The 24,441-nt window shown below is 73.9% G+C and carries 23 protein-coding genes, 1 tRNA gene and 1 pseudogene; 14 read left to right on the plus strand and 11 right to left on the minus strand.

Annotated features, from left to right (window positions below):
* The first annotated feature begins 151 nt into the window (after positions 1-151).
* Both ABGB16_RS01210 and ABGB16_RS01215 read left to right on the plus strand, forming a co-directional pair.
* A complete protein-coding gene (locus tag ABGB16_RS01210) occupies positions 152-616 on the plus strand; it encodes a helix-turn-helix domain-containing protein (protein WP_347666062.1) in 465 nt (154 codons plus the stop codon).
* Positions 609-977, plus strand: a complete 369-nt coding sequence (locus ABGB16_RS01215; protein ID WP_347666063.1) for a DUF4180 domain-containing protein — start codon at positions 609-611, stop codon at positions 975-977. The genes ABGB16_RS01210 and ABGB16_RS01215 overlap by 8 nt, the downstream gene beginning before the upstream one ends.
* Positions 978-1,034: 57 nt before the next feature.
* On the opposite strand, the gene fabF is transcribed toward ABGB16_RS01215, so the two are convergent.
* The 6 genes from fabF to ABGB16_RS01245 all read right to left on the minus strand — a co-directional run bounded on the left by fabF (position 1,035) and on the right by ABGB16_RS01245 (position 6,970).
* Positions 1,035-2,261, minus strand: coding sequence for a beta-ketoacyl-ACP synthase II (gene fabF / locus ABGB16_RS01220; RefSeq protein WP_347666064.1), 1,227 nt, complete (start codon positions 2,259-2,261; stop codon positions 1,035-1,037).
* Positions 2,262-2,263: 2 nt separating this feature from the next.
* Positions 2,264-2,503: an acyl carrier protein gene (locus ABGB16_RS01225; protein ID WP_007072348.1), complete on the minus strand. Its 240-nt coding sequence runs from the start codon at positions 2,501-2,503 to the stop codon at positions 2,264-2,266.
* A gap of 83 nt (positions 2,504-2,586) precedes the next feature.
* Entirely contained in the window at positions 2,587-3,531 is a 945-nt protein-coding gene (locus ABGB16_RS01230) for a beta-ketoacyl-ACP synthase III (RefSeq protein WP_347666065.1), read from the minus strand.
* The gene (locus ABGB16_RS01235; protein WP_347666066.1) at positions 3,528-4,700 is read right to left on the minus strand and encodes an acyltransferase domain-containing protein; all 1,173 of its coding nucleotides are present in this window, start codon (positions 4,698-4,700) and stop codon (positions 3,528-3,530) included. The genes ABGB16_RS01230 and ABGB16_RS01235 overlap by 4 nt, the downstream gene beginning before the upstream one ends.
* A gap of 101 nt (positions 4,701-4,801) precedes the next feature.
* Entirely contained in the window at positions 4,802-6,040 is a 1,239-nt protein-coding gene (locus tag ABGB16_RS01240) for a helix-turn-helix domain-containing protein (protein ID WP_347666067.1), read from the minus strand.
* Positions 6,041-6,118: 78 nt separating this feature from the next.
* Positions 6,119-6,970 carry a septum formation family protein gene (locus tag ABGB16_RS01245; RefSeq protein ID WP_347666068.1) on the minus strand — a complete coding sequence of 284 codons (852 nt, stop codon included), beginning with the start codon at positions 6,968-6,970 and terminating at the stop codon, positions 6,119-6,121.
* 279 nt (positions 6,971-7,249) lie between these two features.
* On the opposite strand from ABGB16_RS01245, the gene ABGB16_RS01250 reads away from it, so the two are divergent.
* Positions 7,250-7,570 carry a hypothetical protein gene (locus tag ABGB16_RS01250; RefSeq protein WP_347666069.1) on the plus strand — a complete coding sequence of 107 codons (321 nt, stop codon included), beginning with the start codon at positions 7,250-7,252 and terminating at the stop codon, positions 7,568-7,570.
* A 39-nt stretch (positions 7,571-7,609) separates the two neighbouring features.
* On the opposite strand, the gene ABGB16_RS01255 is transcribed toward ABGB16_RS01250, so the two are convergent.
* Positions 7,610-8,254, minus strand: a complete 645-nt coding sequence (locus ABGB16_RS01255) for a hypothetical protein (protein ID WP_347666070.1) — start codon at positions 8,252-8,254, stop codon at positions 7,610-7,612.
* Positions 8,255-8,519: 265 nt separating this feature from the next.
* On the opposite strand from ABGB16_RS01255, the gene ABGB16_RS01260 reads away from it, so the two are divergent.
* On the plus strand, positions 8,520-9,122 hold the full coding sequence (locus ABGB16_RS01260; protein ID WP_347666071.1) for a copper resistance protein CopC: 603 nt from the start codon (positions 8,520-8,522) through the stop codon (positions 9,120-9,122).
* A 149-nt stretch (positions 9,123-9,271) separates the two neighbouring features.
* Here the strand turns inward: ABGB16_RS01260 and gltX are convergent, their stop codons facing one another.
* Positions 9,272-10,681: a glutamate--tRNA ligase gene (gltX, locus tag ABGB16_RS01265; RefSeq protein ID WP_347666072.1), complete on the minus strand. Its 1,410-nt coding sequence runs from the start codon at positions 10,679-10,681 to the stop codon at positions 9,272-9,274.
* Positions 10,682-10,867: 186 nt separating this feature from the next.
* Here gltX and ABGB16_RS01270 point away from each other — a divergent pair, with 186 nt between their 5' ends.
* A complete protein-coding gene (locus tag ABGB16_RS01270) occupies positions 10,868-11,317 on the plus strand; it encodes an SRPBCC family protein (protein ID WP_347666073.1) in 450 nt (149 codons plus the stop codon).
* Positions 11,318-11,479: 162 nt separating this feature from the next.
* Here ABGB16_RS01270 and aceE read toward each other — a convergent pair whose 3' ends face one another.
* Positions 11,480-14,224 carry a pyruvate dehydrogenase (acetyl-transferring), homodimeric type gene (aceE, locus tag ABGB16_RS01275; RefSeq protein WP_347666074.1) on the minus strand — a complete coding sequence of 915 codons (2,745 nt, stop codon included), beginning with the start codon at positions 14,222-14,224 and terminating at the stop codon, positions 11,480-11,482.
* 356 nt (positions 14,225-14,580) lie between these two features.
* Between aceE and ABGB16_RS01280 the strand changes: the two genes are divergently transcribed.
* The 7 genes and pseudogenes from ABGB16_RS01280 to ABGB16_RS01310 all read left to right on the plus strand — a co-directional run bounded on the left by ABGB16_RS01280 (position 14,581) and on the right by ABGB16_RS01310 (position 20,618).
* Complete coding sequence (locus tag ABGB16_RS01280; protein WP_347666075.1) at positions 14,581-15,132, plus strand: hypothetical protein; 552 nt, start codon at positions 14,581-14,583, stop codon at positions 15,130-15,132.
* 204 nt (positions 15,133-15,336) lie between these two features.
* Complete coding sequence (locus ABGB16_RS01285; protein ID WP_347666076.1) at positions 15,337-15,741, plus strand: YjbQ family protein; 405 nt, start codon at positions 15,337-15,339, stop codon at positions 15,739-15,741.
* A gap of 242 nt (positions 15,742-15,983) precedes the next feature.
* A pseudogene (locus ABGB16_RS01290) lies at positions 15,984-16,410 on the plus strand (MarR family transcriptional regulator).
* Between the two features lie 51 nt (positions 16,411-16,461).
* Positions 16,462-19,341, plus strand: coding sequence for a transketolase C-terminal domain-containing protein (locus ABGB16_RS01295; protein ID WP_347666077.1), 2,880 nt, complete (start codon positions 16,462-16,464; stop codon positions 19,339-19,341).
* A gap of 112 nt (positions 19,342-19,453) precedes the next feature.
* A complete protein-coding gene (locus ABGB16_RS01300) occupies positions 19,454-19,891 on the plus strand; it encodes a DUF3052 domain-containing protein (RefSeq protein ID WP_347666078.1) in 438 nt (145 codons plus the stop codon).
* Positions 19,892-19,993: 102 nt separating this feature from the next.
* On the plus strand, positions 19,994-20,461 hold the full coding sequence (locus ABGB16_RS01305; RefSeq protein WP_347666079.1) for a peroxiredoxin: 468 nt from the start codon (positions 19,994-19,996) through the stop codon (positions 20,459-20,461).
* A gap of 82 nt (positions 20,462-20,543) precedes the next feature.
* Positions 20,544-20,618, plus strand: a tRNA-Val gene (locus tag ABGB16_RS01310).
* A 38-nt stretch (positions 20,619-20,656) separates the two neighbouring features.
* Here the strand turns inward: ABGB16_RS01310 and ABGB16_RS01315 are convergent.
* Positions 20,657-22,015, minus strand: a complete 1,359-nt coding sequence (locus ABGB16_RS01315) for a GAF domain-containing SpoIIE family protein phosphatase (protein WP_347666080.1) — start codon at positions 22,013-22,015, stop codon at positions 20,657-20,659.
* 155 nt (positions 22,016-22,170) lie between these two features.
* On the opposite strand from ABGB16_RS01315, the gene ABGB16_RS01320 reads away from it, so the two are divergent.
* Complete coding sequence (locus tag ABGB16_RS01320) at positions 22,171-22,968, plus strand: alpha/beta fold hydrolase (protein WP_347666081.1); 798 nt, start codon at positions 22,171-22,173, stop codon at positions 22,966-22,968.
* A gap of 30 nt (positions 22,969-22,998) precedes the next feature.
* Here ABGB16_RS01320 and ABGB16_RS01325 read toward each other — a convergent pair whose 3' ends face one another.
* Positions 22,999-23,934 (minus strand): phosphotransferase, encoded by a 936-nt coding sequence (locus tag ABGB16_RS01325; RefSeq protein ID WP_347666082.1) that lies wholly within the window; start codon positions 23,932-23,934, stop codon positions 22,999-23,001.
* Between the two features lie 111 nt (positions 23,935-24,045).
* Here ABGB16_RS01325 and ABGB16_RS01330 point away from each other — a divergent pair, with 111 nt between their 5' ends.
* Positions 24,046-24,432: a GNAT family N-acetyltransferase gene (locus ABGB16_RS01330; protein WP_347666083.1), complete on the plus strand. Its 387-nt coding sequence runs from the start codon at positions 24,046-24,048 to the stop codon at positions 24,430-24,432.
* Positions 24,433-24,441: the final 9 nt, after the last annotated feature.

A 24,441-nucleotide genomic window follows, 5' to 3' on the forward strand; every position in this document is an offset into this window, starting at 1 on the left:
TGGGGGGAGGGGTGGGGGGCGTGGGGTGGGTTGGCGGGTCCGTGTGCGGGTGCCCCGTTCGTGCGGGCAGCTCCACAGGGCTCGGGGAGGGCCGTGGGTCGCGGCAGGACCCGTTCCCTATTGCTCCCTATCAGGTCTAGGATGGGGAACGATGGGGAATGAAATGTATTCGGTCGAGCAGGTGGCCGAGCTGCTCGGACTGCACGTGCGTACCGTGCGGGGCTACATCCGGGCCGGCCGGCTCAGGGCCGTACGGATCGGCAAGCAGTACCGGATCGCCCGCGCCGACCTCGACGCCCTGACGGGGCGGGCGGCGCAGCCGGCCCCGGTCCGGTCCGCGGCCGTCGCGCCGGTGGAGGTGTCGAGCATCGTGCAGGTCGACGGCGTCGACCGGCGCGCAGCCGACCGGCTGGCCACGCTCGTCCTGGCCGCGGCGAACACCGGCACCGAGCCCGCCCGGCCGCTGCGCGTGCAGACCGTCCACGACGAGGAGCGGAGCCGGATGAAGATCGTGATACTCGGTGGCGCCGCCGCCACCGCCGAGATGCTGCACCTGGTCGAGGCCGTCTTGGACGGCGGCAACGGCCTGCTCGACGGGGAGGCCGGGGATGCCTGACGTGGTGCGGGAACGGGCCGGGGCGCGGGTGCTGGAGTGCGACCCGGACGGCCCGCCGGTGGCCACCGTGCAGGACGCGCTGGACCTGATCGGCGCGGCGTTCCTCGGCGCCGAGGTGGTGGCCGTGCCGGCGGGCCGGCTCGACGACCACTTCTTCGAGCTGGGCACCCGGTTCGCCGGTGAGGTCATGCAGAAGTTCGTCAACTACCGGCTACGCCTGGCGATCATCGGCGACATCTCCCGGCACCTCGCGGTGAGTCCCGCCCTGCGAGCCCTCGTCCACGAGTCCAACCGGGCCGACCACGTCTGGTTCCTGCCCGACCTGGACGCGCTCGACGCCCGCCTGCGCGCCGTCGCCTGACGGCGGGGTGCCCTCGATCCCGCCGCGGGACCGGAGCACCCCTCCGTGGCCGGGTCGTCAGGCTCGCGTGAAGACGAGCGCCACGTTGTGCCCGCCGAAGCCGAACGCGTTGTTCAGCGCGGCGGGGATCTCCATGTGGCGCGCCTTGTGGGCGGCCACCTCCAGGTCGAGGCCGTCGTCCGGGTCGTCCAGGTTGATCGTCGGGGGGACGACCCCGTCGCGGATGGCCAGGATGGTGGCGATCGACTCCAGCGCGCCGGCCGCGCCGAGCAGGTGGCCGGTCATCGACTTGGTGGCGGCGAGCACCGGGTGGTCGCCGAGCGCGGCGCGCAGCGCGCCGATCTCGAGCATGTCGCCGACCGGGGTCGACGTGGCGTGGGCGTTGACGTGCACGATGTCCTGCTTGGCCACGCCCGCGTCGGCGATGGCCCGGCGGATCGCCCGGATCGCGCCCTCGCCCTCCGCGTGCGGCTGCACCATGTCGTACGCGTCGGAGGTGACCCCGGCCCCGGCGAGCCGCGCGTACACCCGGGCGCCCCGGGCGGCAGCATGCTCGGCCCGCTCCAGCACCACGATGCCCGCGCCCTCGCCGAGCACGAACCCGTCCCGGCCCTTGTCCCACGGGCGGGACGCCCGCTCGGGCTCGTCGTTGCGGGTGGACATGGCCCGCATCGAGGCGAACCCGGCCATCGGCAGCGGGTGGATGACCGCCTCGGTGCCGCCGGCCACCACCACGTCGGCCCGACCGGCGCGGATGATGTCCAGGCCCAGCGCGATCGCCTCGGCGCCGGTGGCGCAGGCGCTGGCCACCGAGTGCACGCCGGCCTTCGCGCCCACCTCCAGCCCCACCCACGCGGCGGGACCGTTCGGCATCAGCATCGGCACCGTGTGCGGGGAGACCCGGCGGGGGCCGGACGCCTCCAGGATGTCGTCCTGCGCGAGCAGGGTGGTGGCCCCGCCGATGCCGGAGCCGACGCTGACCGCCAGCCGCTCCGGGTCCAGCCCGGAATCGGCCAGGCCGGCGTCGGCCCAGGCCTGCTGCGCCGCGACGAGCGCGATGGCCTGGGAGCGGTCGAGCCGGCGCAGCTTGACCCGGTCCAGCACCTCGGACGGCTCGACGGCGAGCTGCGCCGCGATCCGGACCGGGAGCTGCGCGGCCCACTCCTGGGTGAGCGGACCCACCCCGGAGCGGCCGGCGAGCATGGCGTCCCAGGTCGACGCGACGTCCCCGCCCAGCGGGGTCGTCGCGCCGAGCCCGGTGACGACGACGTCGGAGCGACTCATGATCAGGACTGCGCCTCGATGTAGCTGACGGCGTCCCCGACGGTCTTCAGGTTCTGCACCTCGTTGTCCGGGATCTTGACGCCGAACTTCTCCTCGGCCGCGACCACGACCTCCACCATGGAGAGCGAGTCGACGTCCAGGTCATCGGTGAAGGACTTCCCCTCGGCCACGTCGTCCGGGTTCACCCCGGCAACCTCTTCGAGGATCTCGGCGAGGCCGGCGGTGATCTCGTCACGGGTCATTGCGGTTGGGTTCCTCTCAATGGGGTTGGTCACCGGGCGGCACAGGGCCCGCCCGGTGCGCACGGCACGGTGGGAGCCGGACGTCAGGGGCAGCGGACGACCTGACCGGCGTAGGTCAGGCCGCCGCCGAAACCGAAGAGCAGCACCGGGGCGCCCGAGGGCACCTCCCGCCGCTCGACGAGCTTGGACAGCGCCAGCGGCACGCTCGCCGCCGAGGTGTTGCCGGACTCGACGATGTCCTTCGCGATGATCGCGTCGGGGATGCCGAGCCGCTTGGCGATGCCGTCGATGATCCGGGCGTTGGCCTGGTGCGGCACGAACGCGGCCAGCTCGGACGGAGCGACCCCGGCCCGCTCGCACGCCTGCAGGGCCAGCGGTGCCAGCTCGGTGGTGGCCCAGCGGAAGACCGCCTGCCCCTCCTGCTTGATGTACGGCCGCCAGCCCTCGATGCGTACCGCGTCGCTCTTCTCCGGCACCGAGCCCCACACCACCGGGCCGACCCCGTCCGGCTCGCCCTCGGCGGTGGCGGTGAGCACCGCGGCGCCGGCGCCGTCGCCGAAGATGATGCAGGTGGAGCGGTCGGTCCAGTCGGTGAAGTCGGACAGCTTCTCCGCGCCGATGACGATCGCGTTGCGCGACGCCCCGGCCCGGATGGCGTGGTCGACGGTGCCCAGCGCGTACGCGAAGCCCGAGCACGCGGTGTTGATGTCGAACGCCCCCGGCGCGGTGATCCCGAGCTTGGCGGCGACCCGGCAGGCGACGTTCGGGCTGCGGTCGATCGAGGAACAGGTGGCTACCACGACCAGGTCGATGTCGGCGGCGGTGAGGCCGGAACCGGCCAGTGCCTTGCCGGCGGCGGCCGCGGCCATGTCGGCGACGGTTTCGTCCCCGGCGATCCGGCGGGTGACGATGCCGACCCGGTCCCGGATCCACTCGTCGTTGGTGTCCACGAGCTGGGCGATCTCGTCGTTGGTGACGATCCGCGACGGCTGGTAGTGCCCCAGCGCGACGATACGACTTCCTGTCATGACTGCTGACCCCCGATCCGGGCGAGTGGTTGGCCCGGCGCGACCGGGTCGTCGTGGTGGGCCAGCCACTCGGTGAGCAGGCCGCTGTCGTGCGCGGTCACCTCGACCGGCCCCTGCCGGGTGGCGACGTGCCCGATCACCTGCCCGGTCCGCAGCGCCGCACCCTCGGCCAACCCGTCGAGGGGCGCGAAGGTGCCCGCCGAGGGGGCGACCACGACCCGGAACCGGAGGGTCGGCTCGTGGCTCGGCGCCGTTCCGTGCCGGGCGATCAGGTCCCGTGCGGCGGGCAGGTCGTCCGGCGTGTTCAGGGTGACGATCTCGGGGACACCGGACTCCTTGAGATCCCGCTTGATCAGGCCGGCGAGCGTGCCGGCGGGCGGGAGCTCGATCACCCCGGTGACCCCGAGGTCGGCGAGCGCCCGCATGCACAGGTCCCAGCGCACCGGCGCGGTGATCTGGCGGACCAGACGCTGCACCATCTCCCGGCCGTGGCTGACCGCGGTGCCGTCGAGGTTGGACAGCAGGATCCGGGCCGGATCGGCCGGGGTGATCCCGGCGGCCACCTCGGCCAGCGCGGCCTCGGCCGGGCCCATGTACGGGGTGTGGAACGCGCCGGCCACCTTCAGCCGGACCACCCGGGCCTTCGCCGGCGACTCGGCGGCGAGCTTGTCCAGCCCGGCGACGGAGCCGGCGGCGACGATCTGCCCGGCGCCGTTGCGGTTGGCCGGGTGCAGACCCTGCGCGTCGAGGGAGGCGAGCACCTCGTCGGTGTCCCCGCCCAGCACGGCCGCCATGCCCGTCGCCTCCAGCGCGCAGGCGGACGCCATCTCCCGGCCGCGGACCCCGGCGAGCGTGATCGCGGTCTCGGCGGGGAAGACCCCGGCCAGCGCGGCCGCGGCCAGCTCGCCGACGCTGTGCCCGGCGGTGAGCGCCACGTCGTGCATCGGCAGGTGCTCGGCGGCGAGCAGGGCCGCGGCCACCAGCAGCGGCTGGGTGCGCGCGGTGTCCTTGATCTCGTCCGCATCGGCCTTGCCGCCCAGGTGCACCAGGTCGACCCCGGCCAGCGCCGACCACCAACGCAGCCGCGCCTCGGTGCCGGTCACGTCGAGCCACGGTGTCAGGAAGCCGGGTTTCTGGGAACCCTGTCCGGGAGAGAGTAGGGCGAGCACGCTTATGACTCTCCCGGATACTCGGCAGTCACGTGTGTGCCGAGGGCCACCAAACCGCACTAGCACCTTTGTGGGGTTCCCACAAAAATCGGCGGCGATCGTCACCTATCTGTGGCGTTCTGCCGGCCGGTGGGGCCCATTGTCTGGGTCGGGACCACCGTTACCACCGGGTCCAGCCGGCCGACCGTCAGCGCCACCTGCAGGGCGAACGCGTCCCGGGGCGCCAGCGGCGAGAAACCGGTCACCTCCGCGATCCGCCGCAGCCGGTAGCGCACCGTGTTGGGATGTACGAACAGGGCGCGGGCCGCGCTCTCCAGCGTCCCGCCGGCGGCGAAGAAGGCGTCCAGGGTCTCCAGCAGTTCCCCGCCGGCGCGGACCAGCGTGGCGTACACGTCGTGGCGCAGCCGGCGGCGGGCCTCGGCGTCCCCGGCGAGGGCCCGCTCCGGCAGCAGCTCGCCGGCCGGCACCGGGCACGGCGCGGCCGGCCAGGCCGGGGCGGCCCGGAACCCGGCCAGCGCGGCGCGGGCGGAGTCGGTCGCCTCGTCCAGGCTCGGCACCGCCGGACCCACCACCACCGGCCCCTCCCCGAACGCAGGCAGCAGCTTCCCCGTCGCGGCCACCGGGTCCGCCGCGCCGCCGAGCACGATCACCAGCCGGTCGCCGTGCACGCCGCCGATCACCTCGACGCCGATCCGCCGGGCCAGCCGGTAGACCGTGTGCAGCACGGCGGCCACCTCGCCGCCGGGGGAGCGGCCCACCGCGACCGCCACCGGCGGGGCGTCCGACCAGCCCAGCGCCGCGGCGCGGCTGGCCAGCACGTCCGGGGAGTCCCCGCGCAGCAGCGCGTCGACCAGCAGGGCCTGCAACCGGGCGTCCCAGGAGCCGCGGGACTCGGCCGCCCGGGCGTACACCCGGGCGGCGGCGAACGCGATCTCCCGGGAGAAGCGCAGCACCGCCTCCCGCAGCTGCTGCTCCTCGCCCTCGGCGGCCAGCGTCCCGACCTGCTCCTCGACCACCTCGATGGTGACCTTGATCAGGGCCACCGTCTGTTGGAGGCTGATCGAGCGGGCCAGCGCCTGCGGTGCGGTGGCGAAGACCTCGTCGGAGACCTCCTGCGTGCTGTCCGCCGTCCCGCCGCCGTCGCGCAGCCACTGCACCAGCGACCGGGCACCCGCCTGGGCCACCAGCATGACCCAGGAACGCTGGTCCGCCGGGAGTGCCCGGAACCAGGGCAGGGTCTCGTCCATCCGGGCCACGCTGGCGGTGGCCAGCGCCCCCGCCGCCCGCTCGATCCGGCGCAGCGTGGCCGACAGCTCCCCGCCCTCCGGCTCGCTTCCCATCCGTACAGCCTGGCAGAAGGGAAGGGCCCCCTGTTAACGGCCCCGGTAGAGGAAGGGACCCGTCTCACCTGTTGGTGCCTACCCGGGCAGGCCGCGCCGGCCCACCCCCGCCAGCGATCTGCGCAGCGGCGTGCCGTCCGTGTGCAGGAAACAGAGCACGCCCGAGTCGCCGACGCCCCAGTCCTCGTCGCTGGGCAGCAGGAAGTACACGTACGTCTGGTCCCCCAGATCCTCAGTCGGCACGCCCACGTAGTCGGCGGCGACTCCGAAGCACCCGTCGATCAGGTCCTCCTCCGAGGGCGAGGTGCCGGCCGCCAGGGCGTCGCTCCACCAGACCCCGACGAACTCGGTGCTGTGCGGGCCCGTGCAGGCGGCCGGCGGCATGGTCTGGAGCCTGTCGTCCGGGCCGAAGGTCGGGTTGTTGTAGCAGCCGTGGTGGAACGGCGACGGCGCGCGCAGCGCGCCCGCCAGGCTGTTGGCGCGCGGCGAGGGCTCCAGCACGTCCAGCGCCAGCAGTTCGACGACGTCGCAGCGGAACCAGCGTTCGTCCGCCGCCCACCCCTTCGCGGTGGGCAGCACCACCCGCAGCGACAGCCGGGACGTCTGCCACACGTCGCCGACGAACTCGTTCAACGCCGTGCTGCACGACGCGTACGCCCGCCGGCCCGCCTCGGATCCCGGCGCGGGCGGCTCGCTCAGAGCGGCGTCGGCCCCGGCGAAGCGTCCCACGTGGAAGGTCTCCGCCTCGTGCCGCTCCTGGCACCCGACCGGCCGGTAGCTGTCCCCGCTGGCGTTGTCGCCGGGGACGAGGTGACAGGCGCCGGCCTGCGGAACGAACCCGGACGGGCGGTTGCCGCCCGGCAACAGGGCGCACCCGGACAGGGCGACGGCCAGCGCCACGGCCAGCGGCGGAACACTTCTGGTGCGCACCGGTCCTCCAGCCGTCGATCTTCGCGGCGGGAGCATACGGCAGAGAACCGCTCGGCGCGGCCCCGAGGCCCGCGGCCGGGAGTACGCGGATCTCAGCGTGCGCGCCGGGGCCCGGGCGCGCCGCGGGCGGCACGCTGGGGCGTCAGGGGGAAGGCCCTCCCGCGCAACCTGCGGGACTGACGAGGGGTACGCCCCGTGCGTGTCGGCCAGGGCCAGTACGGTGACAGGGCGCGCGGGCCGGCCGGCCCCGCGCGTGTCGCGAGTGTGAGGAGACGGGGGATGGCGCACGGGGAGGCCGAGCACGGCTGCGCCCAGGGAGAGTGCTGTCGTCCGGGCCACCACGAGCCGCCGGCGGCGGCCAAGCACCACCGTCGGGCCGCCGGCCCGGCCCACCCGCCGGAGCCGGTCCCGATCCGGGGCGACGACGACATGCCGGTACCCCGCCAGCGCACCCCCGAGTCGCCCGTCGGCGGCGAGCTGGCGCGGGCCGGTTCCTGCCTCAGCGAGCTGCCCGGCTGGGCCGGTGCCCACCGGCACGGCCCGGTCCGCCCCCGGCACCGCGCCATCCGCCGGGAGCGCCCGCCGCGCCGCTGGTGCTGACCCGCGCCCCCGGCCGGCCGCTGACCCCGCGCCCCCGGCTCAGCGGGTGCGACGGCGGATCAGCAGCGCGATTCCCGCCAGCCCCATGGTGATCAGCACCATCACGCCGACGTTGAGCAGCAGCAGCCGCTGCAGCTCGCCGACGGCCTCGCCGAGGTCCTTGCCCGGGTCCAGCGACTCGTCCGGCAGCACCCGCTCGCCGCCGCCGACGCCGCCGGTGACGGTGTCGAGCTGCCGCTCCAGGGGCACGCCGGCCGTCCGCAGGGTCTCGGACATGTTGAGCCGTCCGAGGAACCAGCCGGCCTTGGCCCGGTAGGCGGGGTCGGGCTGCTTCGCCGGCCGGTACACCCGGGGCCCGCCCACGGCCAGCGGGTAGAGGTCGTACGTCTGGGTCGGGGTCTCCCCGGCGAGCACCACGACCGTGTACTTCGGCCCCAGGTCGTCCGGCTTCGGCCCGATGGCGGCACCGGCCCGGCTCAGCCAGTTCACCTGGTCGATCACGGCGACGACCTCGGTGGGCTGGGTGGCGGCGCGTAGCCGCAGCGGCTCGGCCAGCTGGTGGCCGGTGATGTCGACCCCCGCCGGGGGCTTGGGCGCGGCCTGCGCCGGGCCGGCCCAGGACACTCCCAGCGCCATCAGCGCGCCCGCGGCCGCCAGGACCAGCCGCCTCACCAGTCGGACCATCGCCGCCTCCTCGCCCCGTCGATCTGGATGGCTTCGCTGCAGGTCACGCGTTGGTTGGCCGACGGCGGTGACCGTGCCCCGCCAGGACAGCGGGGACACTTCACCTCAAAGACTGCGCAGAACGTCGATCGGTTGCAGCTGCTGGATCGGGAATTGGAACTATTTGCGATCCCGGCCCGACTAATGACCAGCCGTTGATCAACGGGCGGATAGTACCTTTACGGAGGGGTTCATGGGGGGCAGCGTTCCACGCGCGGCGCGGACCGTGTCAACCGTTCTCGGCGTGGCGCTCGGGGCGTCACTGGCGCTACCGGCGACGCCGGCGGCGGCGCACAACTCGCTGACCGGCAGCGATCCGAAGGACGGCGCGCGGATCGCCGCCGCGCCCGAGAAGATCGAACTCCGGTTCCTGGCGAAGCCGGACCCGAATACGACGAAGATCACAGTCACCGGACCGGACAACGTGCCCGCCCTCGAAGGGACGCCGGCCTTTTCCGGTAACCGGGTGAGCGTCCCGTTCGCGCCCGGCGCGGCCGGGCTCTACATCGTCGGGTACCAGCTTGCGTCGAGCGACGGCCACCCGGTGAAGGGCGAGGTGCGCTTCACACTCACCACCGGCACCCCGGCGCAGCCGCCCTCGTCCGGCCCCGCGCAGCCGCCCTCGTCCGGGCCTGCGCAGCCCACCGCTGCCCCGACGGACGCCCCGTCCTCGCCCGTCGCCTCCCTGACCAGCGTGCCCGCGGTGACCCCGGCCGCGGCCGAGGGCGACGACGGCGGGGCCGGCTGGCTCTGGGCCCTGGGCGGGGTGGTCGCGCTCGCGGCCCTCGCCGCCGGCTTCCTGCTGCGCCGCCGGCCGCCGCGCCCCTGACCCGCCCTGTACGTGCTGGCGCCCGCCCCGAGGCGGGCGCCAGCAGCCGCGATCTTGCACTTTGTGCCCCCGGAATGGGGTAGTTGCCCTATTTATCGGGGCCGAAAGTGCAAGATCGCCGAAAGGGGAGGGTGTCGGGGCGGGCCCGGTCAGGGCAGGCGGACGCGGGCGGCGCGGAGGCGGGTCAGGGTGCGCTCGCGGCCGAGAACCTCCAGGGACTCGAACAGCGGCAGGCCGACCGTACGGCCGGTGACCGCGACCCGGACCGGGGCCTGGGCCTTGCCGAGCTTGAGCCCGCGCTCGGCGCCGACCGCCTCCAGCGCCGCCTTCAGCGACTCCGCGTCCCACGGCTGGAGCGCCTCGAACGCCGCGATCGCCGCGTCGAGCAGCTCGGCCGCGCCCTCCTTCATCGCCTTGGCCCACGCCGCCTCGTCGATCAGCGGCGAGGCCAGGAAGAGGAAGTCGACGTTCGCGACGATCTCGCTGAGCACCGCGATCCGCGTCTGGGCCAGCGGGGCGACCGCGGCGAACGCCTCGGCGTCGAACTCCTCCGGCTGCCAGGGCGGGGGTGCGATCGTCTCGGTGCCGGTGAGCCACGGCCGGCAGGCCGCGACGAACTCCTCCAGCGGCAGGGCCCGGATGTACTCGCCGTTGAACGCGCGCAGCTTCTTCTCGTCGAAGAACGCGGGGGAGGGGTTGACCTCCTCCAGCCGGAACTCCTCCTCGATCACCGACCAGGGCACGATCTCCCGGTCGCCCGACGGCGCCCAGCCGAGCAGCATCAGGTAGTTGCGCATCGCGTCGGCGAGGTAGCCCTCGTCGCGGTACGCCTCCAGGGCGACCTTGTCCCGCCGCTTGGACAGCTTCTGCCGCTTCTCGTTGACCACCACCGGCACGTGCGCCCAGACCGGTGGCTTGACCCCGAGGGCGTCCCAGAGCAGCTGCTGCTTCGGCGTGTTGGGCAGGTGTTCCTCGGCCCGGATCACGTGGGTGATCCCCATGGTCATGTCGTCGACGACGTTCGCCAGCAGGAACACCGCGGACCCGTCGCCCCGGGCGATGACGAAGTCCTCGATCAGCTTGTTCTCGAACGTCGGCTCGCCGCGGATCAGGTCGACCACCACGGTCTCACCCTCGTCGGGCGTACGGAAGCGCAGCGCCCGGCCCTCGCCCGGCGGCAGGCCCCGGTCGCGGCAGAAGCCGTCGTAGCCGGTGTACTGGGAGCCGGTGCGGGCCTGCACGGCCTCGCGGGTGCAGTCGCAGTAGTACGCCCGGCCCGCCTCGTGCAGCCGCTGGGCGGCGGCGCGGTGCTCGGCCGCGTACGACGACTGGAAGTGCGGACCCTCGTAGCTGCCCCGGGCGATGCCGATCCACTCCAGCGCGGAGAGGATGCCCTCGGTCCACTCGGGCTTGTTGCGCGCCGCGTCGGTGTCCTCGATGCGGAGCACGAACACCCCGCCCTGCTGCTTGGCGTAGATCCAGTTCTGCAGGGCCGAGCGGGCGCCGCCGACGTGGAACATTCCGGTCGGGGAGGGGGCGAAGCGTACACGTACCGTCACGTCCCCCAGCCTACGGCGGCGGGCCGGTGGGTTCCGCCAGGGGTGCGTCCCGGGCGGCGCCATAGGCCGTCGGGGGTCGTCGCGCAAGGTCGATCGGCGTGTCTTTTCCGATCCCGTCCTGTTACGTCCGTTTTTGCGCATAGAGTGCTGAATATCGCGGATGTCCTCAGTGGGGGAAGAACAGAGATGATCCTCGTGGAACGCAGTGCGCGCGTGGTGGCGCCGGTGGAAGCGGTCTGGGACGTCGTGCAGCGGGCCGAGCAGTTGCCGGCCTGGCTGGCGGGGGTCCGCGCGGCCGAGGTGCTCTCGGGTGAGGGCTTCGGCCGGCGGCAGCTGGTCCAGGCCGGGCGCGGCGCGGCGCACGAGGCCGAAGTGATCGCCTACCAGGAGCCGACCCTGATCGGCTGGCGGGAGCGTGCCAGGGGCGCCGGTGCCCGGGCCGAGGCCCGCACCGAGATCTACGTCCAGCTCACGCCGGACGACGAGGAGGAGGGCGGGACCATCGTGCGGCTCATCGTCGTACGCTGGCCGGCCGGCCCGGTCAAGGCCGCCCTGCTCCGGCTCGGGCTCCGCCGGGTCGGCGCCGACCTGGAGGAATCGCTGGCCCGGCTGACCGACCTGGCCGCCGTCGGCTGAGGCGGGCCGGTCCCGGCGTCACCCGCGACGGAGATGGTCCGGCGCCCCCGCCAGGGGTGCCGGGCCATCGCCGTTTCCCGGTGAGGCGACGAAGGGCCCGACTGAGGCGACGAAGGGCCCGGCGCGGTCTGACCACCGCGCCGGGCCCTGCCGTCGTACGGCCTAGCTGTCGCCGCCGGTCTCGCCGACCGGGGCCGCGTTGACGTCGTCGATCGCGTACTTCTTCGCCGCCTCGGCCGGGACGGTGGCCGGCACCGCGCCGCGCAGCGCGAGCTGCCGCAGCGTCGCGACCGCGACCGACTCGGCGTCGACGTGGAAGTGCCGCCGCAGCGCGTGCCGGGTGTCGGACAGGCCGAACCCGTCCGTGCCGAGCGAGGTGTAGTCCCCCGGTACCCAACGGGCGATCAGGTCCGGTACGGCGCGCATCCAGTCGCTGACCGCGACCTTCGGGCCCTCCGCGTCGGCCAGCTTCTGCTGGATGTACGGCACCCGCTGCTCGGTGCCCGGGTTGAGCAGGTTGTGCTCCTCGCACTCCACCGCGTCCCGGCGCAGCTCCGTCCAGGAGGTCACCGACCAGACGTCGGCGGCCACCCCCCAGTCCTGGGCGAGCAGCTGCTGCGCCCGCAGCGCCCACTGCATGCCCGTGCCGGAGGCCAGGATGCTGGCCCGCGGCGCGTTCCCCTCGACCTGCGGCGCCGGGGCGTAGCGGTAGATGCCCTTGAGTAGCCCCTCGACGTCCACGTCGGCCGGCTCGGCCGGCTGGTGGATCGGCTCGTTGTAGATGGTGAGGTAGTAGAAGACGTTCTCCTGCTTCTCGCCGTACATCCGGTGCAGGCCGTTCTCCACGATGTGCGCCAGCTCGAACGCGAACGCCGCGTCGTAGCTGACCACCGCCGGGTTGGTGGCGGCGAGCAGCAGCGAGTGGCCGTCCTCGTGCTGCAGGCCCTCGCCGTTGAGCGTGGTCCGTCCCGCCGTCGCGCCCAGCACGAAGCCCCGGGTCATCTGGTCGGCCGCCGCCCAGAAGCCGTCGCCGGTGCGCTGGAAGCCGAACATCGAGTAGAAGATGTACAGCGGGATCATCGGCTCGCCGTGGGTGGCGTACGAGGTGCCGGCGGCGGTGAACGAGGCGACCGAGCCGGCCTCGTTGATGCCCTCGTGCAGGATCTGCCCGGTCGTCGCCTCCTTGTACGACAGGAACAGGTCCCGGTCCACCGACGTGTACCGCTGACCGTGCGGCGAGTAGATCTTCTGCGTCGGGAACAGCGAGTCCATGCCGAAGGTGCGGGCCTCGTCCGGGATGATCGGCACCCAGCGCTTGCCGAACTCCTTGTCCTTCATGATGTCCTTGAGCAGGCGCACGAAGGCCATGGTCGTGGCGACCTTCTGCTTGCCCGAGCCGCGCTTGACGTCCGAGAACCGCTCGGTGGCCGGAATGGCCAGCGCCTTGTGCTCGGTCCGCCGCGTCGGCAGGTACCCGCCGAGCTGCTGGCGGCGCTCCTTCAGGTACGCGATCTCCTCGGATTTCTCGCCCGGGTGGTAGTACGGCGGGAGGTACGGGTTCTCCTCCAGCACCTTGTCCGGGATGTCCAGGTAGAGCCGGTCGCGGAAGAGCTTCAGGTCCTCCAGCGTCAGCTTCTTCATCTGGTGCGTGGCGTTGCGGGCCTCGAAGTGCGAGCCGAGCGTCCAGCCCTTGATCGTCTTGGCCAGGATCACCGTGGGCTGACCCGTGTGCTCCATCGCCGCCTTGTACGCCGCGTAGAGCTTGCGGTAGTCGTGGCCGCCCCGCTTGAGGTTCCAGATCTCGTCGTCGCTCAGGTGCTCGACCATCTTGCGCGTGCGCGGGTCGCGGCCGAAGAAGTGCTCCCGCACGTACGCCCCGGACTCCGCCTTGTAGGTCTGGTAGTCGCCGTCCGGCGTGGTGTTCATGAGGTTGACCAGCGCGCCGTCGGTGTCGGCGGCCAGCAGCGGATCCCACTCGCGGCCCCAGACCACCTTGATGACGTTCCAGCCGGCGCCCCGGAAGAACGCCTCCAGCTCCTGCATGACCTTGCCGTTGCCCCGGACCGGGCCGTCGAGGCGCTGGAGGTTGCAGTTGATCACGAAGGTGAGGTTGTCCAGCTCCTCGCGGGCGGCCACGCCGATCCCGCCGAGCGACTCGACCTCGTCCATCTCGCCGTCGCCCAGGAACGCCCAGACGTGCTGCTGGGAGGTGTCCTTGATGCCCCGGTGGTGCAGGTACCGGTTGAACCGCGCCTGGTAGATGGCGTTGAGCGGGCCGAGGCCCATGGAGACGGTGGGGAACTCCCAGAAGTCCGGCATCAGCCGCGGGTGCGGGTACGACGGCAGCCCGCCGCCCAGGTGCGACAGCTCCTGCCGGAACCCGTCGAGCAGGTCCTCGCTCAGCCGGCCCTCGAGGAACGCGCGGGCGTACATGCCGGGGGAGGCGTGCCCCTGGTAGAAGATGTGGTCGCCGCCGCCCGGGTGGTTCTTGCCGCGGAAGAAGTGGTTGAAACCGACCTCGTAGAGCGACGCCGAACTGGCGAAGGTCGAGATGTGGCCGCCGACGCCGACCTCGGGGCGCTGCGCCCGGTGCACGAGCATGGCCGCGTTCCACCGGATGTACGCCCGCAGCCGCCGCTCGACGTGCTCGTCACCCGGGAACCACGGCTCGCGCTCCGGCGGGATGGTGTTGATGTAGTCGGTGGTGGTCAGCGACGGCACCCCGACCTGGCGCTCGCGGGCCCGCTCCAGCAGGCGCAGCATGACATAGCGGGCGCGCTTGGTTCCGCGCTCGTCGATGACACCGTCGAGTGACTCGACCCATTCGCTGGTCTCTTCAGGGTCGATGTCCGGAAGCTGGCTCGGCAGACCAGCGGTGATCACCGGGCGCTTGCGTTCCGTAGCCACAGGCGTTCCCTCGGTTCTGTGTGGGATAGGTCTCTAGCGCCATCCTGCCCCCTCGTGGCGGCCCCGTCACGTCTGGCTCCCCCAGACGCGACGTCGAACACAGGTACCCACCAGTAACTTTGCGCCGGCCGGTAGGTCGGGCGGTTGGTCGTGCGGCGGTCCGGTCGGGCGGTCGGGCGGTCGGGCGGTCGGTCGTGCGCCGGGCCGGCCGAGCGGCGGTCCGGGCGGGCGGTCGGTCGTGCGCGCGGGCGGCCGTGCGGCGGTCCGGTCGGGCGGATCGGTCGTGCGCGCGGCCGAGCAGGCGGTGCGTGTCCTTCCGCCGATCGGGGTTGCCCCGCCCTCCTACCGTTCGGGTCATGACGACGCGACGGGCGGTGGGGAGCGTACTCGTGCTGGCCGGCGGGCTGCTCGTCCCGCTGGCCGTGGCCGGCCTCGCCGGCGGCAGGGCGGGGATGGTCCCGCTCGGGCTGCTCGGGCTCGCCCTGCTGGCGGCCGGGCTGGCGGGCCTCTCCTCGGTCGGCGACCGCCGGCCCCGGTACGGCTACGCCTCGGCGACCTCGACCAGCGGCCCGGGTGGGGGGTGGTACGGCGGGGGCCTGCCCACCGGCACTGTCGGCGCCGACACCCACTACCCGGGCGGCGACGGCGGCTCGTCGCGCGGCGACTGGTCGGTCGGCGGCTCGTCGGGCGGGAGCGACTGGTCGGGCGGGAGCGGCTGGTCGGGCGGCAACTCGTCGGGCGGGAGCGACTGGTCGGGCGGGAGCGGCTGGTCGGGCGGCGGCTCGTCGGGCGGGAGCGGCTGGTCGGGCGGGAGCGACCGGTCGGGCGGCGACTCGTCGGGCGGGAGCGGCTGGTCGGGCGGCGGCTCGTCGGGCGGAAGTGACAGCGGCGGTGGCGGCGGCTGGTGACCGGAAGGGCGCGGTGCCCTGCGTTCCTGGACGGTGGCTGGCCTTGGCGGTGGTCGCCGGTGATCGACTCCATGGCGGCGACATGGGGGTGTCCGAGGCGGGGGGAGGCCCCATGGCGGCGACATGGGGGTATCCGAGGCGCCGGGATGCCCCATGTCGGCGACATGGCGCTGCCCGAGGCGCCGGCTGCGGCACAATGCGGGGGTGCGCACTGAGGTGATCACCGTCCAGACCGGGTCCCGGCCGACCGTCCGGGACATCACCGCCGAGGCGGAACGGTTCGTCTCCGGTCAGGGCGACGGGCTGCTGCACGTCTTCGTGCCGCACGCCACGGCCGGGCTCGCGGTGATCGAGACCGGGTCCGGCTCGGACGACGACCTGCTGCGCGCCCTCGACGACCTGCTGCCCGCGGACGGCCGCTGGCGGCACCGGCACGGTTCGCCCGGCCACGGGCGGGATCACGTGCTGCCGGCCTTCGTCCCCCCGTACGCGACCCTGCCCGTGGTGGGTGGGCGGCTCGCGCTGGGCACCTGGCAGTCGATCTGCCTGGTGGACACCAACGGCGACAACCCCACCCGCCAGGTCCGCCTCTCCTTCCTCCCAGGCTGACGAGCCTCCCGCGCAAAGCACCTACCGGGTTCGCAACTTCGGGGAAGTTGCTGGATTCTGACGCGTCGAGGGAGCATCTTCCCCGAAGTTGTCGCTTCCGGACGGGTGCGGCGGGCGCCAGCGGAGCGCCTGCTCCGCTTACTCGTCAGCAGGATGTCCGGCATGGCCCCGTCGTCTTCTCACAGCTCAGGGTCCGGGGCGGGCGACCGCGTGGGCCTCGCGTGGGAGACCGTCGGCGGATCATGGACGTCGCCTCGGCCGTGCGGCATCACCAGGACGTGGAGATCGCCGAGCTGGGCCTCACCGCAGTCGCCCGTGCCCTGCACCAGCTCGACCCGGACGCCCGCTGCCGGCGCGCGACCTGGCCGAGCAGCCGCATTGCGACCGGTCGAACGTGACGGGTCTGGTCGACAAGCTGGAGCAGGCCGGCCTGGTGGAGCGCCGGGTGGGTCCGGTCGACCGCCGGCAGAAGACGCTGGTGGTGACCGACGCCGGGCGGCGGATGCGCAGTCGCGTCGATCAGGTGATGGCCGCCGCGTCGATCAGGTGATGTCGGACTCCCGACTGCTCGCCGGGCTCTCCGAGCAGGAGCTGACCACCTTCAGCGAGCTGGTCCGCAAGGTCTCCGCCGGCGCCCGTCCGGAGCAGGGCGGGCCGGAGCGAGCCTGAGCCGTCCCGGGCGGATCGTGTCCGGGTGGGCGAGGTGAGCCCGCGTCGGTAATGCTGTCCGACGTGACCACCCCGCAAGATCTCGACGACCGGCTCCGGGAGGCCCTCGGCGCGCTCGCGCCCGCGACGCGGCGGGCCGACCCCGCCGAGCCCGTCCGCGACGGCTCGCCGCTGACCGGAGCCCAGTTGCTGGAACTCTTCGACGCCCAGGTCACCAGCCGGCAGCTCGACCTCGCCGCGCGGTGGCTGCGCAGCTTCGGCGAGGGTTTCTACACCATCGGCTCGGCCGGCCACGAGGGCAACGCGGCTGTCGCCGCCGCGCTGCGCCCCGGCGACCCGGCGCTGCTGCACTACCGCTCCGGCGCGTTCTACTGCCTCCGGGCGGCGCAGGCCGCAGGCGAGGTGGCGTTCCCGCCGGCCGCGGCGACGACCGGAGATGCCGTGGGTGGGGGTGAGGTCGGGCGCGGCCCTGACTGGCCCGCTGCGGGTGGGGGTGAGGAAGGGCCCGGCCCTGACCGGCCTGCCGTGGGCGGGGACGCGGCCGGGCCCGGCCGTGACTGGCCCGCTGCGGGTGGGGGTGAGGTCGGGTCCGGCCCTGACCGGCCTACCGTGGGTGGGGGTGGGGTCGGGCGCGGCCCTGACCGGCCCGCCGCCGCCGGGGGCCGGGACGCCCCCGACCTCGCCGCGCTGGCTGGGAGCGCGACCGTAGCAGAGGACCCTGCCGGTCCGGCAGAAGGCCCTGCCGGCCTGGGGAACCCTGCCGCATCCGGCGACCCCGCCGCACTGGGCGGGAGCCTGCCTGGAGGCGAGGGCGCCGGGCCTGGAGGCGAGGGCGCCGGGCCTGGAGGCGAGGGCACCGCCGCCCGCTCCCGGGCCGCCGGCGGATCGGCGAGCGACGGGGAGTCCACCGCCGCCGGCGTCGGGCCGTTCGGCGCCACCGTCGCCGGGGACGGCCCCGAGGACGCGTACGCGAGGGCGGCCCGGGACGTGCTGCGCGGCGTGGTCGCCTCCGCCCGGGAGCCGATCGCCGGTGGCCGGCACAAGGTGTTCGGCCACGCCGACCTCGCCGTCGTGCCGACCACCTCCACCATCGCCTCGCACCTGCCCCGGGCCGTCGGGATGGGCCTGGCGCTGGAGCGGCTGCGCCGGCGGGATCCGGCGGCGCGGCGGGCGGCGGCCCGGGCGGGCGACGACGGTGCGACGCCCCGGTCGCCGTGGCCGCCCGACGCGATCGTGGTCTGCTCGTTCGGCGACGCCTCCGTCAACCATGCCAGCGCCACCGCCGCGTTCAACACCGCCGGCTGGTACGACCACACGGGACTGCGCATCCCGGTGCTCTTCGTCTGCGAGGACAACGGCCTGGGCATCAGCGTCCGCTCGCCGGGGGGCTGGGTGGAGGCGACCCTGCGGGCCAAGCCGGGGATCCGGTACTTCGCCGCCGACGGCACCGACGCGATCGGGGCGTACGAGGCGGCCGTGGAGGCGGCTGGCTGGGTACGCCGGCACCGGCGGCCCGCCGTGCTGCACCTGACCACCGTACGGCTGATGGGGCACGCCGGGGCGGACGCGGAGACCGCGTACCGCAGTCCCGGCGAGATCGCCGCGGACCTGGCGCGGGACCCGGTGCTCGCCACCGCGCGGCTGCTGGCCTCGGCCGGCGTGGCCACGGGGGAGGAGTTGCTGGCCCGGTACGACGAGCGCGGCTGGCAGGTACGCCGGATCGCCGAGGAGGTGATCGGCGAGCCGAAGCTGGCCTCGGCGGCCGACGTGGTCGCCGAGATCGCACCCCGGCGGCCGGCCCGGGTGGCCCGCGCGGTGGCCGACGCGGCGGCGCGGGCCGGCGGGCCGAACGCGGCGGCCCGCCTGGCGGCGTTCGGCGGCAGGCCGCCCGAGTCGGCCGGCCCGCTCACCCTCGCCCAGAGCATCAACGCGGCGCTCGCCGACGGCATGCTCGACCACCCCGGCGTGGTGGTCTTCGGCGAGGACGTGGCCGCCAAGGGCGGCGTGTACGGGGTGACCAAGGGGCTGCGCGACCGCTTCGGCCCGGCCCGGGTCTTCGACACGCTGCTCGACGAGACCTCGATCCTCGGCCTCGGGCTGGGCGCCGGCCTGGCCGGGCTGCTGCCGGTGCCGGAGATCCAGTACCTGGCGTACCTGCACAACGCCGAGGACCAACTGCGCGGCGAGGCGGCCACCATGCGGTTCTTCTCCTCCGGGGCGTTCCGCAACCCGCTCGTCGTCCGGGTGGCCGGGCTGGCGTACCAGGAGGGCTTCGGCGGGCACTTCCACAACGACAACTCCCTCGCGGTGCTGCGGGACGTGCCGGGGCTGGTGATCGCGGTGCCGGCCCGCCCGGACGACGCCGCGCCGATGCTGCGTACCTGCCTGGCCAGCGCCGCGGTGGACGGCAGCGTGTGCGTCTTCCTGGAGCCGATCGCGCTCTACCACACCCGCGACCTGTACGCCGACGGCGACGGGGAGTGGCTGGCCGGGTACGCGGAGCCGGGCGCGTGGTCCGGCGCCCACGTCCCGGTCGGCCGGGCCCGGGTGTACGGGGTCGGCTCGGCCGAGGATGTCACGATCATCACTTTCGGTAACGGCGTGCGGATGTCGCTGCGCGCCGCCGCGACCCTGGCGGACGAGGGGGTCGGCACCCGCGTGGTGGACCTGCGCTGGATCGCTCCGCTGCCCGTGGCGGACATCGTCCGGGAGGCCTCGGCGACCGGCCGGGTGCTGATCGTGGACGAGACGCGCCGCTCCGGCGGGGTGGGCGAGGGGGTGATCGCGGCGCTGGTCGACGGCGGGTACGTCGGCGCGGCGCGACGGGTTGCCGGAGTTGACTCGTTTGTACCATTAGGTCCGGCGGCCCGCCAGGTGCTGGTCTCCGAGGAAGCCATCACCCAGGGTGCCCGTACGCTGCTGGGGCGGTAAATTCCGTTCCACCCGGTGCGCCACTTGCGCAGGGAGGCACAAGTGTGTGGACTTTGCCTGACGGCGTCGCAGCGATGCGGCGAGCAGGGATGAGAAGAGGAGGCACGCGACAGTGAGCGCGACCGCTGGTCAGGCCGCCGACGGGGTACGCAGCCTGGCGGACCGGTTCGGGATCGAGCCGGGGATGGTCGTCATGGAGATGGGGTACGACGAGGACGTCGACCAGGATCTCCGGGACGCCCTGACCGACCGCTGTGGAGAGCTGGTCGACGAGGACACCGACGAGGTGGTCGACGCGGTGCTGGTCTGGTACCGCGACGGCGACGGTGATCTCTTCGAGCTCCTCGTCGACGCCCTCGGCCCGCTGGCCGACAACGGCGTCGTGTGGCTGCTGACGCCCAAGGCCGGGCGGGAGGGCCACGTCGAGCCGAGCGAGATCGCCGAGTCCGCGCCCACCGCCGGCCTGCAGCAGACGTCCACGGTCAACGCCGGCCGGGACTGGAGCGGCGCCCGGCTCGTGCTGCGCCGGGGCACCAAGGCCAAGAAGTAGTCGGCGCGCCGGCCCCTCCGCGGGCCGGGCCACAGTAGACGGGGCGTGCCGGGTATGGCAGGCTGACGCCACCCCTAAACTTGCCACCCCCAAGGAGTACGTATGCCGATCGAGGTTGGCGCCGAGGCGCCGGACTTCGTGCTCAACGACCAGAACAACCAGGAGGTCCGGCTGTCGGACTACCGCGGCAAGCGGACCGTGCTGCTGGTCTTCTACCCGCTCGCCTTCACCGGCATCTGCCAGGGTGAGCTCTGCGAGGTGCGGGACAACCTCAACGAGTACGTCAACGACGATGTCCAGGTGCTGACCGTCAGCGTCGACTCCGTCTACAGCCACAAGATCTGGGCCGAGAAGGAGGGCTACCAGTTCCCGCTGCTGGCCGACTTCTGGCCGCACGGCGCGGTGGCCCAGGCGTACGGCGTCTTCAACGACGTCGCGGGCATCGCCAACCGGGGGACGTTCGTGATCGACAAGGCGGGCGTCGTCCGGTTCGCCGAGATGAACATGCCCGGCGAGGCGCGTGACCAGCAGGGCTGGCGCAAGGCCCTCGCGGAGGCCGTGGCCGCCTGATCCCACCCAGGTACGCCGTTGCGACGGGCCGGGGCCCGGCAGGTAAACTTGCCGGACTCCGGCCCGCCGCGCGGGGCGTTCCGGGCGCGTAGCTCAGTGGGAGAGCACTCGCCTTACAAGCGAGGGGTCGCAGGTTCGAAACCTGCCGCGCCCACCACCAACCACCAGCACGCCGGCCGTGGCGGCCGGATCCTTCTAGTCGGACACCCGGCGGATGGCCAGCATGGCGATGTCGTCGGTCGGACGCTCGGTGTCGAGGGCCGCCATGACGGCCGCGCACACCTGGTCCGCAGGTGCCAGCGGGACGGCGGCCCGCAACCGGGCGAGGCCGGCGTCGATCAGCTCGCCACGGCGTTCGACGAGCCCGTCGGTGTAGCAGACCAGCACCGCTCCCGGTGGGAAGTTCAGGACCGCCGTGCGCCGGGCCGGCGGCCGGCGGCCGGTGCCGAGCGGGAGGTCGACGTGCGCGGCGAGCAGGGCGGCCGGTCGGTCGGGCGCGACCAGCACCGGGCACGGGTGCCCGGCCACGGAGACGCGGATGGTCGCGCCGTCGGGAGAGATCATCGCGTACAGGGCGGTGGTCAGGCTGCCGGTCTCGAAGTGGACCACCTTCCGGTCCAGCAGGCTCAGCGCCTCCGCCGGGTCGTCGCAGACCAGCGCGTACGCGCGCAGCGCGCTGCGGATCCGGCCCATCACCACCGCCGACTGCAACCCGTGGCCCGACACGTCACCGATGACCACCCCGACCCAACCGGACGGGAGAGTGAACACGTCGTACCAGTCCCCGCCCACTCCGGAGACGTGACCGGGCACGTAACGGGCGGCCATCTCCAGTCCGGGTACGTCGGGCAGTTCGGTGGGGAGCAGGCTGCGTTGCAGGGCCAGGGCGGCGTTGTGGTCCAGGCTGTTCGCCCGGGCCCGGCTGGCCTGGCCGACCCGGTCGGCGACCAGTTCGAGCAGCCGGACCTCGTCGGGGGTGAACCGGCGTAACGTGAGGGTGCCGACGTGCAGGACGCCGGCGAGTTCGCCGTGCGCGAAGACCGGTACGCCCAGCAGGGACCGGACGCCGGTCTCCAGCAGGATCGGGTTGACCACCCGGTCGGGGGTCACGTCCTCGATGATGACCGGTTGGCGGGCCAGGGCGATCCGGCCGGCGAACCCACGGCCGACGGAGACCCGGAAGCCCTGTCGCACCTCCTCCTCCAGCCCCTTGGCGGCGGTGGCCACGAGCTGACGGGCGTGCACGTCGAGCAGGAGGATGGCGGCGGTGTCGACGTGCAGCAGGTCACGGACCCGGTCCAGCAGCTCGTCGAAGAGGTCGGCGACGTCGAGCCGGGACAGCGTCGCGTCCGTCACGGCCTCGATACGGCGCAACCGTTCATCGTCGGTGATGCCGTCCGAGGTCACGGCAGGATCGTACTCGTGCGACCCGTTGTCGCTGGCCGGTTGGTCGGGGGCGGGCGAGCGGTCAGCGAAGGGACTCTCGGTGGACAACCCGACGGGGCCCCGCGCCGGCAGTTCGGCGGGGCCGGCTCGGCTCGGCTCGTCGTCCATCCCGAGAATCATGCACCACCCGTCGGCCGGCCGCCGCCACCGTACGGCCGGCTCGGGCGGGTCGGGACGGGACGCGGCCGCCGGTCGGCCCGGACGTCGTACGGCTGGTGTTGGATCGGTCTCGACGAGTTACCGCCGGAGCCGGAGGTGCCCCGATGACCTACGCCGAGGTCAACGGACTGTCGCTGTGGTATCAGGTGCACGGCTCCGGCCGCCCGCTGGTCCTGCTGCACGGCGGGTTCGGCGCGGCGGAGATGTTCGCGCCCGTCCTGCCCGCCCTGGCCGGGCGACGGCGGGTGATCGCGGTCGACCTCCAGGGGCACGGCCGCACGGCCGACGTCGACCGCCCGCTGCGGTACGAGTCGATGGCCGACGACGTCGCCGCGCTGATCCGCCATCTCGATCTCGGCGAGGTCGACCTGATGGGCTACTCGCTGGGCGGCGGGGTGGCCCTGCGCGTGGCGATCCAGCACTCCGCGCTGGTGCGCCGGCTGGTGGTGGTCTCCGCGCCCTGCCGCAGCCAGGGCTGGTATCCCGAGGTGCTGGCCGCCATGGCCGCCCATGACGAGCAGGCCGCCGAGCGAATGCGCGGCACCGCGTCGCATGAGCTGTACGCCCGGGTCGCCCCCCGTCCCGAGGACTGGCCGGCGCTCTGGGTCAAGTCCGGCGACCTGCTCCGCCGCGACTACGACTGGTCGGCGGAGGTGGCCGCCCTGACCGTCCCCGTCCTGCTGGTGTTCGCCGACGCCGACTCGGTCTCCACGGCCCACGTGGTGGAGTTCTTCGGGCTGCTCGGCGGCGGCCGGCGCGACGCCGGCGGGGACGGCGCGGCCCGGCCGGCGTCCCGCCTCGCGGTGCTGCCGGGGCTGACCCACTACGACATCGTCCGCTCGCCGGCGTTGCCCGCGGTGGTGCTCCCGTTCCTCACCACCCAGGTGCGCGAGCCGGCCTGAGCCGGGCCGCCGCGTGGCGCCGACGTGCGGTCAGCCGAGACGTGCGGCGAGCCAGGGGAGGAGGGCGTCGGCCTGGGCCTGCTGGAACGCCCGCAGGCCGGGGATGCCCGCCGGCGCCGGGTACCGTGCCGCGTCGACGAAGAAGCCGGCCAGGCCGACGAGGACGCCGGTGACGTCGGCCGGGTCGGCGTCGGCTGTCATCGGCCGGGTGCGCAGCAGCGCCTCCGTGTCGTGGCCGCCGTGCAGCCGCACGTTCACCAGCAGCAGGACGGTGTCCAGCCAGGCCGGCCCCCGGCACGCCCACGGCCAGTCGACGACGCTCACCCCGCCGTCCGCGCCGATCAGCAGATTGTCCGCGCGCAGGTCGCAGTGGCAGAGCGTGTCGCCGGACAGGGCGGCGATGCCCCGGTCGGCGCCGGCACGCAGCTCGTCGAGGTGGGCCCCCGCCCACGGGTCGAGGCGTTCGGGCGGGTCGGCGGCGATGCGGTGCCAGCCGGCGAAGTCGTACCCGAGGCGTTCGGCGGCGGTCGGCGCGTGCGCGACCGGCGCGGGGGTGAGCGCGGTGGCCATGGCCTCCAGGGCGGTCAGCACGGCGTCCAGTTCCGGGCCGTTCCAGGGGGTGGCCGGGTGTCGGCCCGCCACGTCGTCGAAGACCAGGGCCACCCACTCGCCGTCGTCGTGGCAACCCCACAACCGGGGCGCGGGGGCGGACGCGGGCAGCGCCGCGGCGTTGCGGGCCTCGGCGCGGTGCATGCCCGGGCTCCGGTCGTTCTGCGCCGGGCTGACGGCCTTGACGAAGGCCCGCCGGCCGCCGGCCGTGCGCACCCGGTCGGCGCTGCCGGGGGACCAGCCGCCGGACTGCGACTGCGCCGCCACGACCCGGTCGCCGATGATCCGCTCCACCCCGGCCCGCACGTGCTCGGGAAGGTCCGTCCAGCCGATCCGGGTACGCGTCGTCTCGCCCATCGGGCCACCGTGGCGCAGGCTGCACCGGTGGGGCAACCGATTAGCCGCCCGAGGCGGGCGCTTCCACTGTCTCGGGCCGCCCCGCCTGACGACCCGGCGACGTAGCGCAGAATGACCGGCGCCGAGGCCGCCCTGCGGATCGCCCAGCTGCTGCCCGACGGGGTGGCCACCCCCGGCACCCTGCTGCGGGTGGCCCTGGACGACGGGGTGGAGGTCGGCTGGATCTGGGTCAGCCTGCCCGGCCCGGGCCGTCCGAGCATGCCCTGGATCCACAACATCGAGGTGCATCCGGCGCACCGGGGACGCGGACACGGACGGCGGATGATCCAGCTCGCGGAGGCCGAGGTGGGCCGACTCGGGCACGACCAGCTCGGGCTGAACGTCTTCACCGACAACACCCGGGCGATCCGGCTCTACGAGAGCCTGGGCTTCGAGGTCACCAACCAGCAGATGCGCAAGCCGCTCACCCCGGACGCCGGCGCGGAGCCGCCGCGCTGACCGCCCCGG

Source organism: Micromonospora sp. B11E3 (assembly GCF_039871625.1).
GTDB lineage: Bacteria > Actinomycetota > Actinomycetes > Mycobacteriales > Micromonosporaceae > Micromonospora.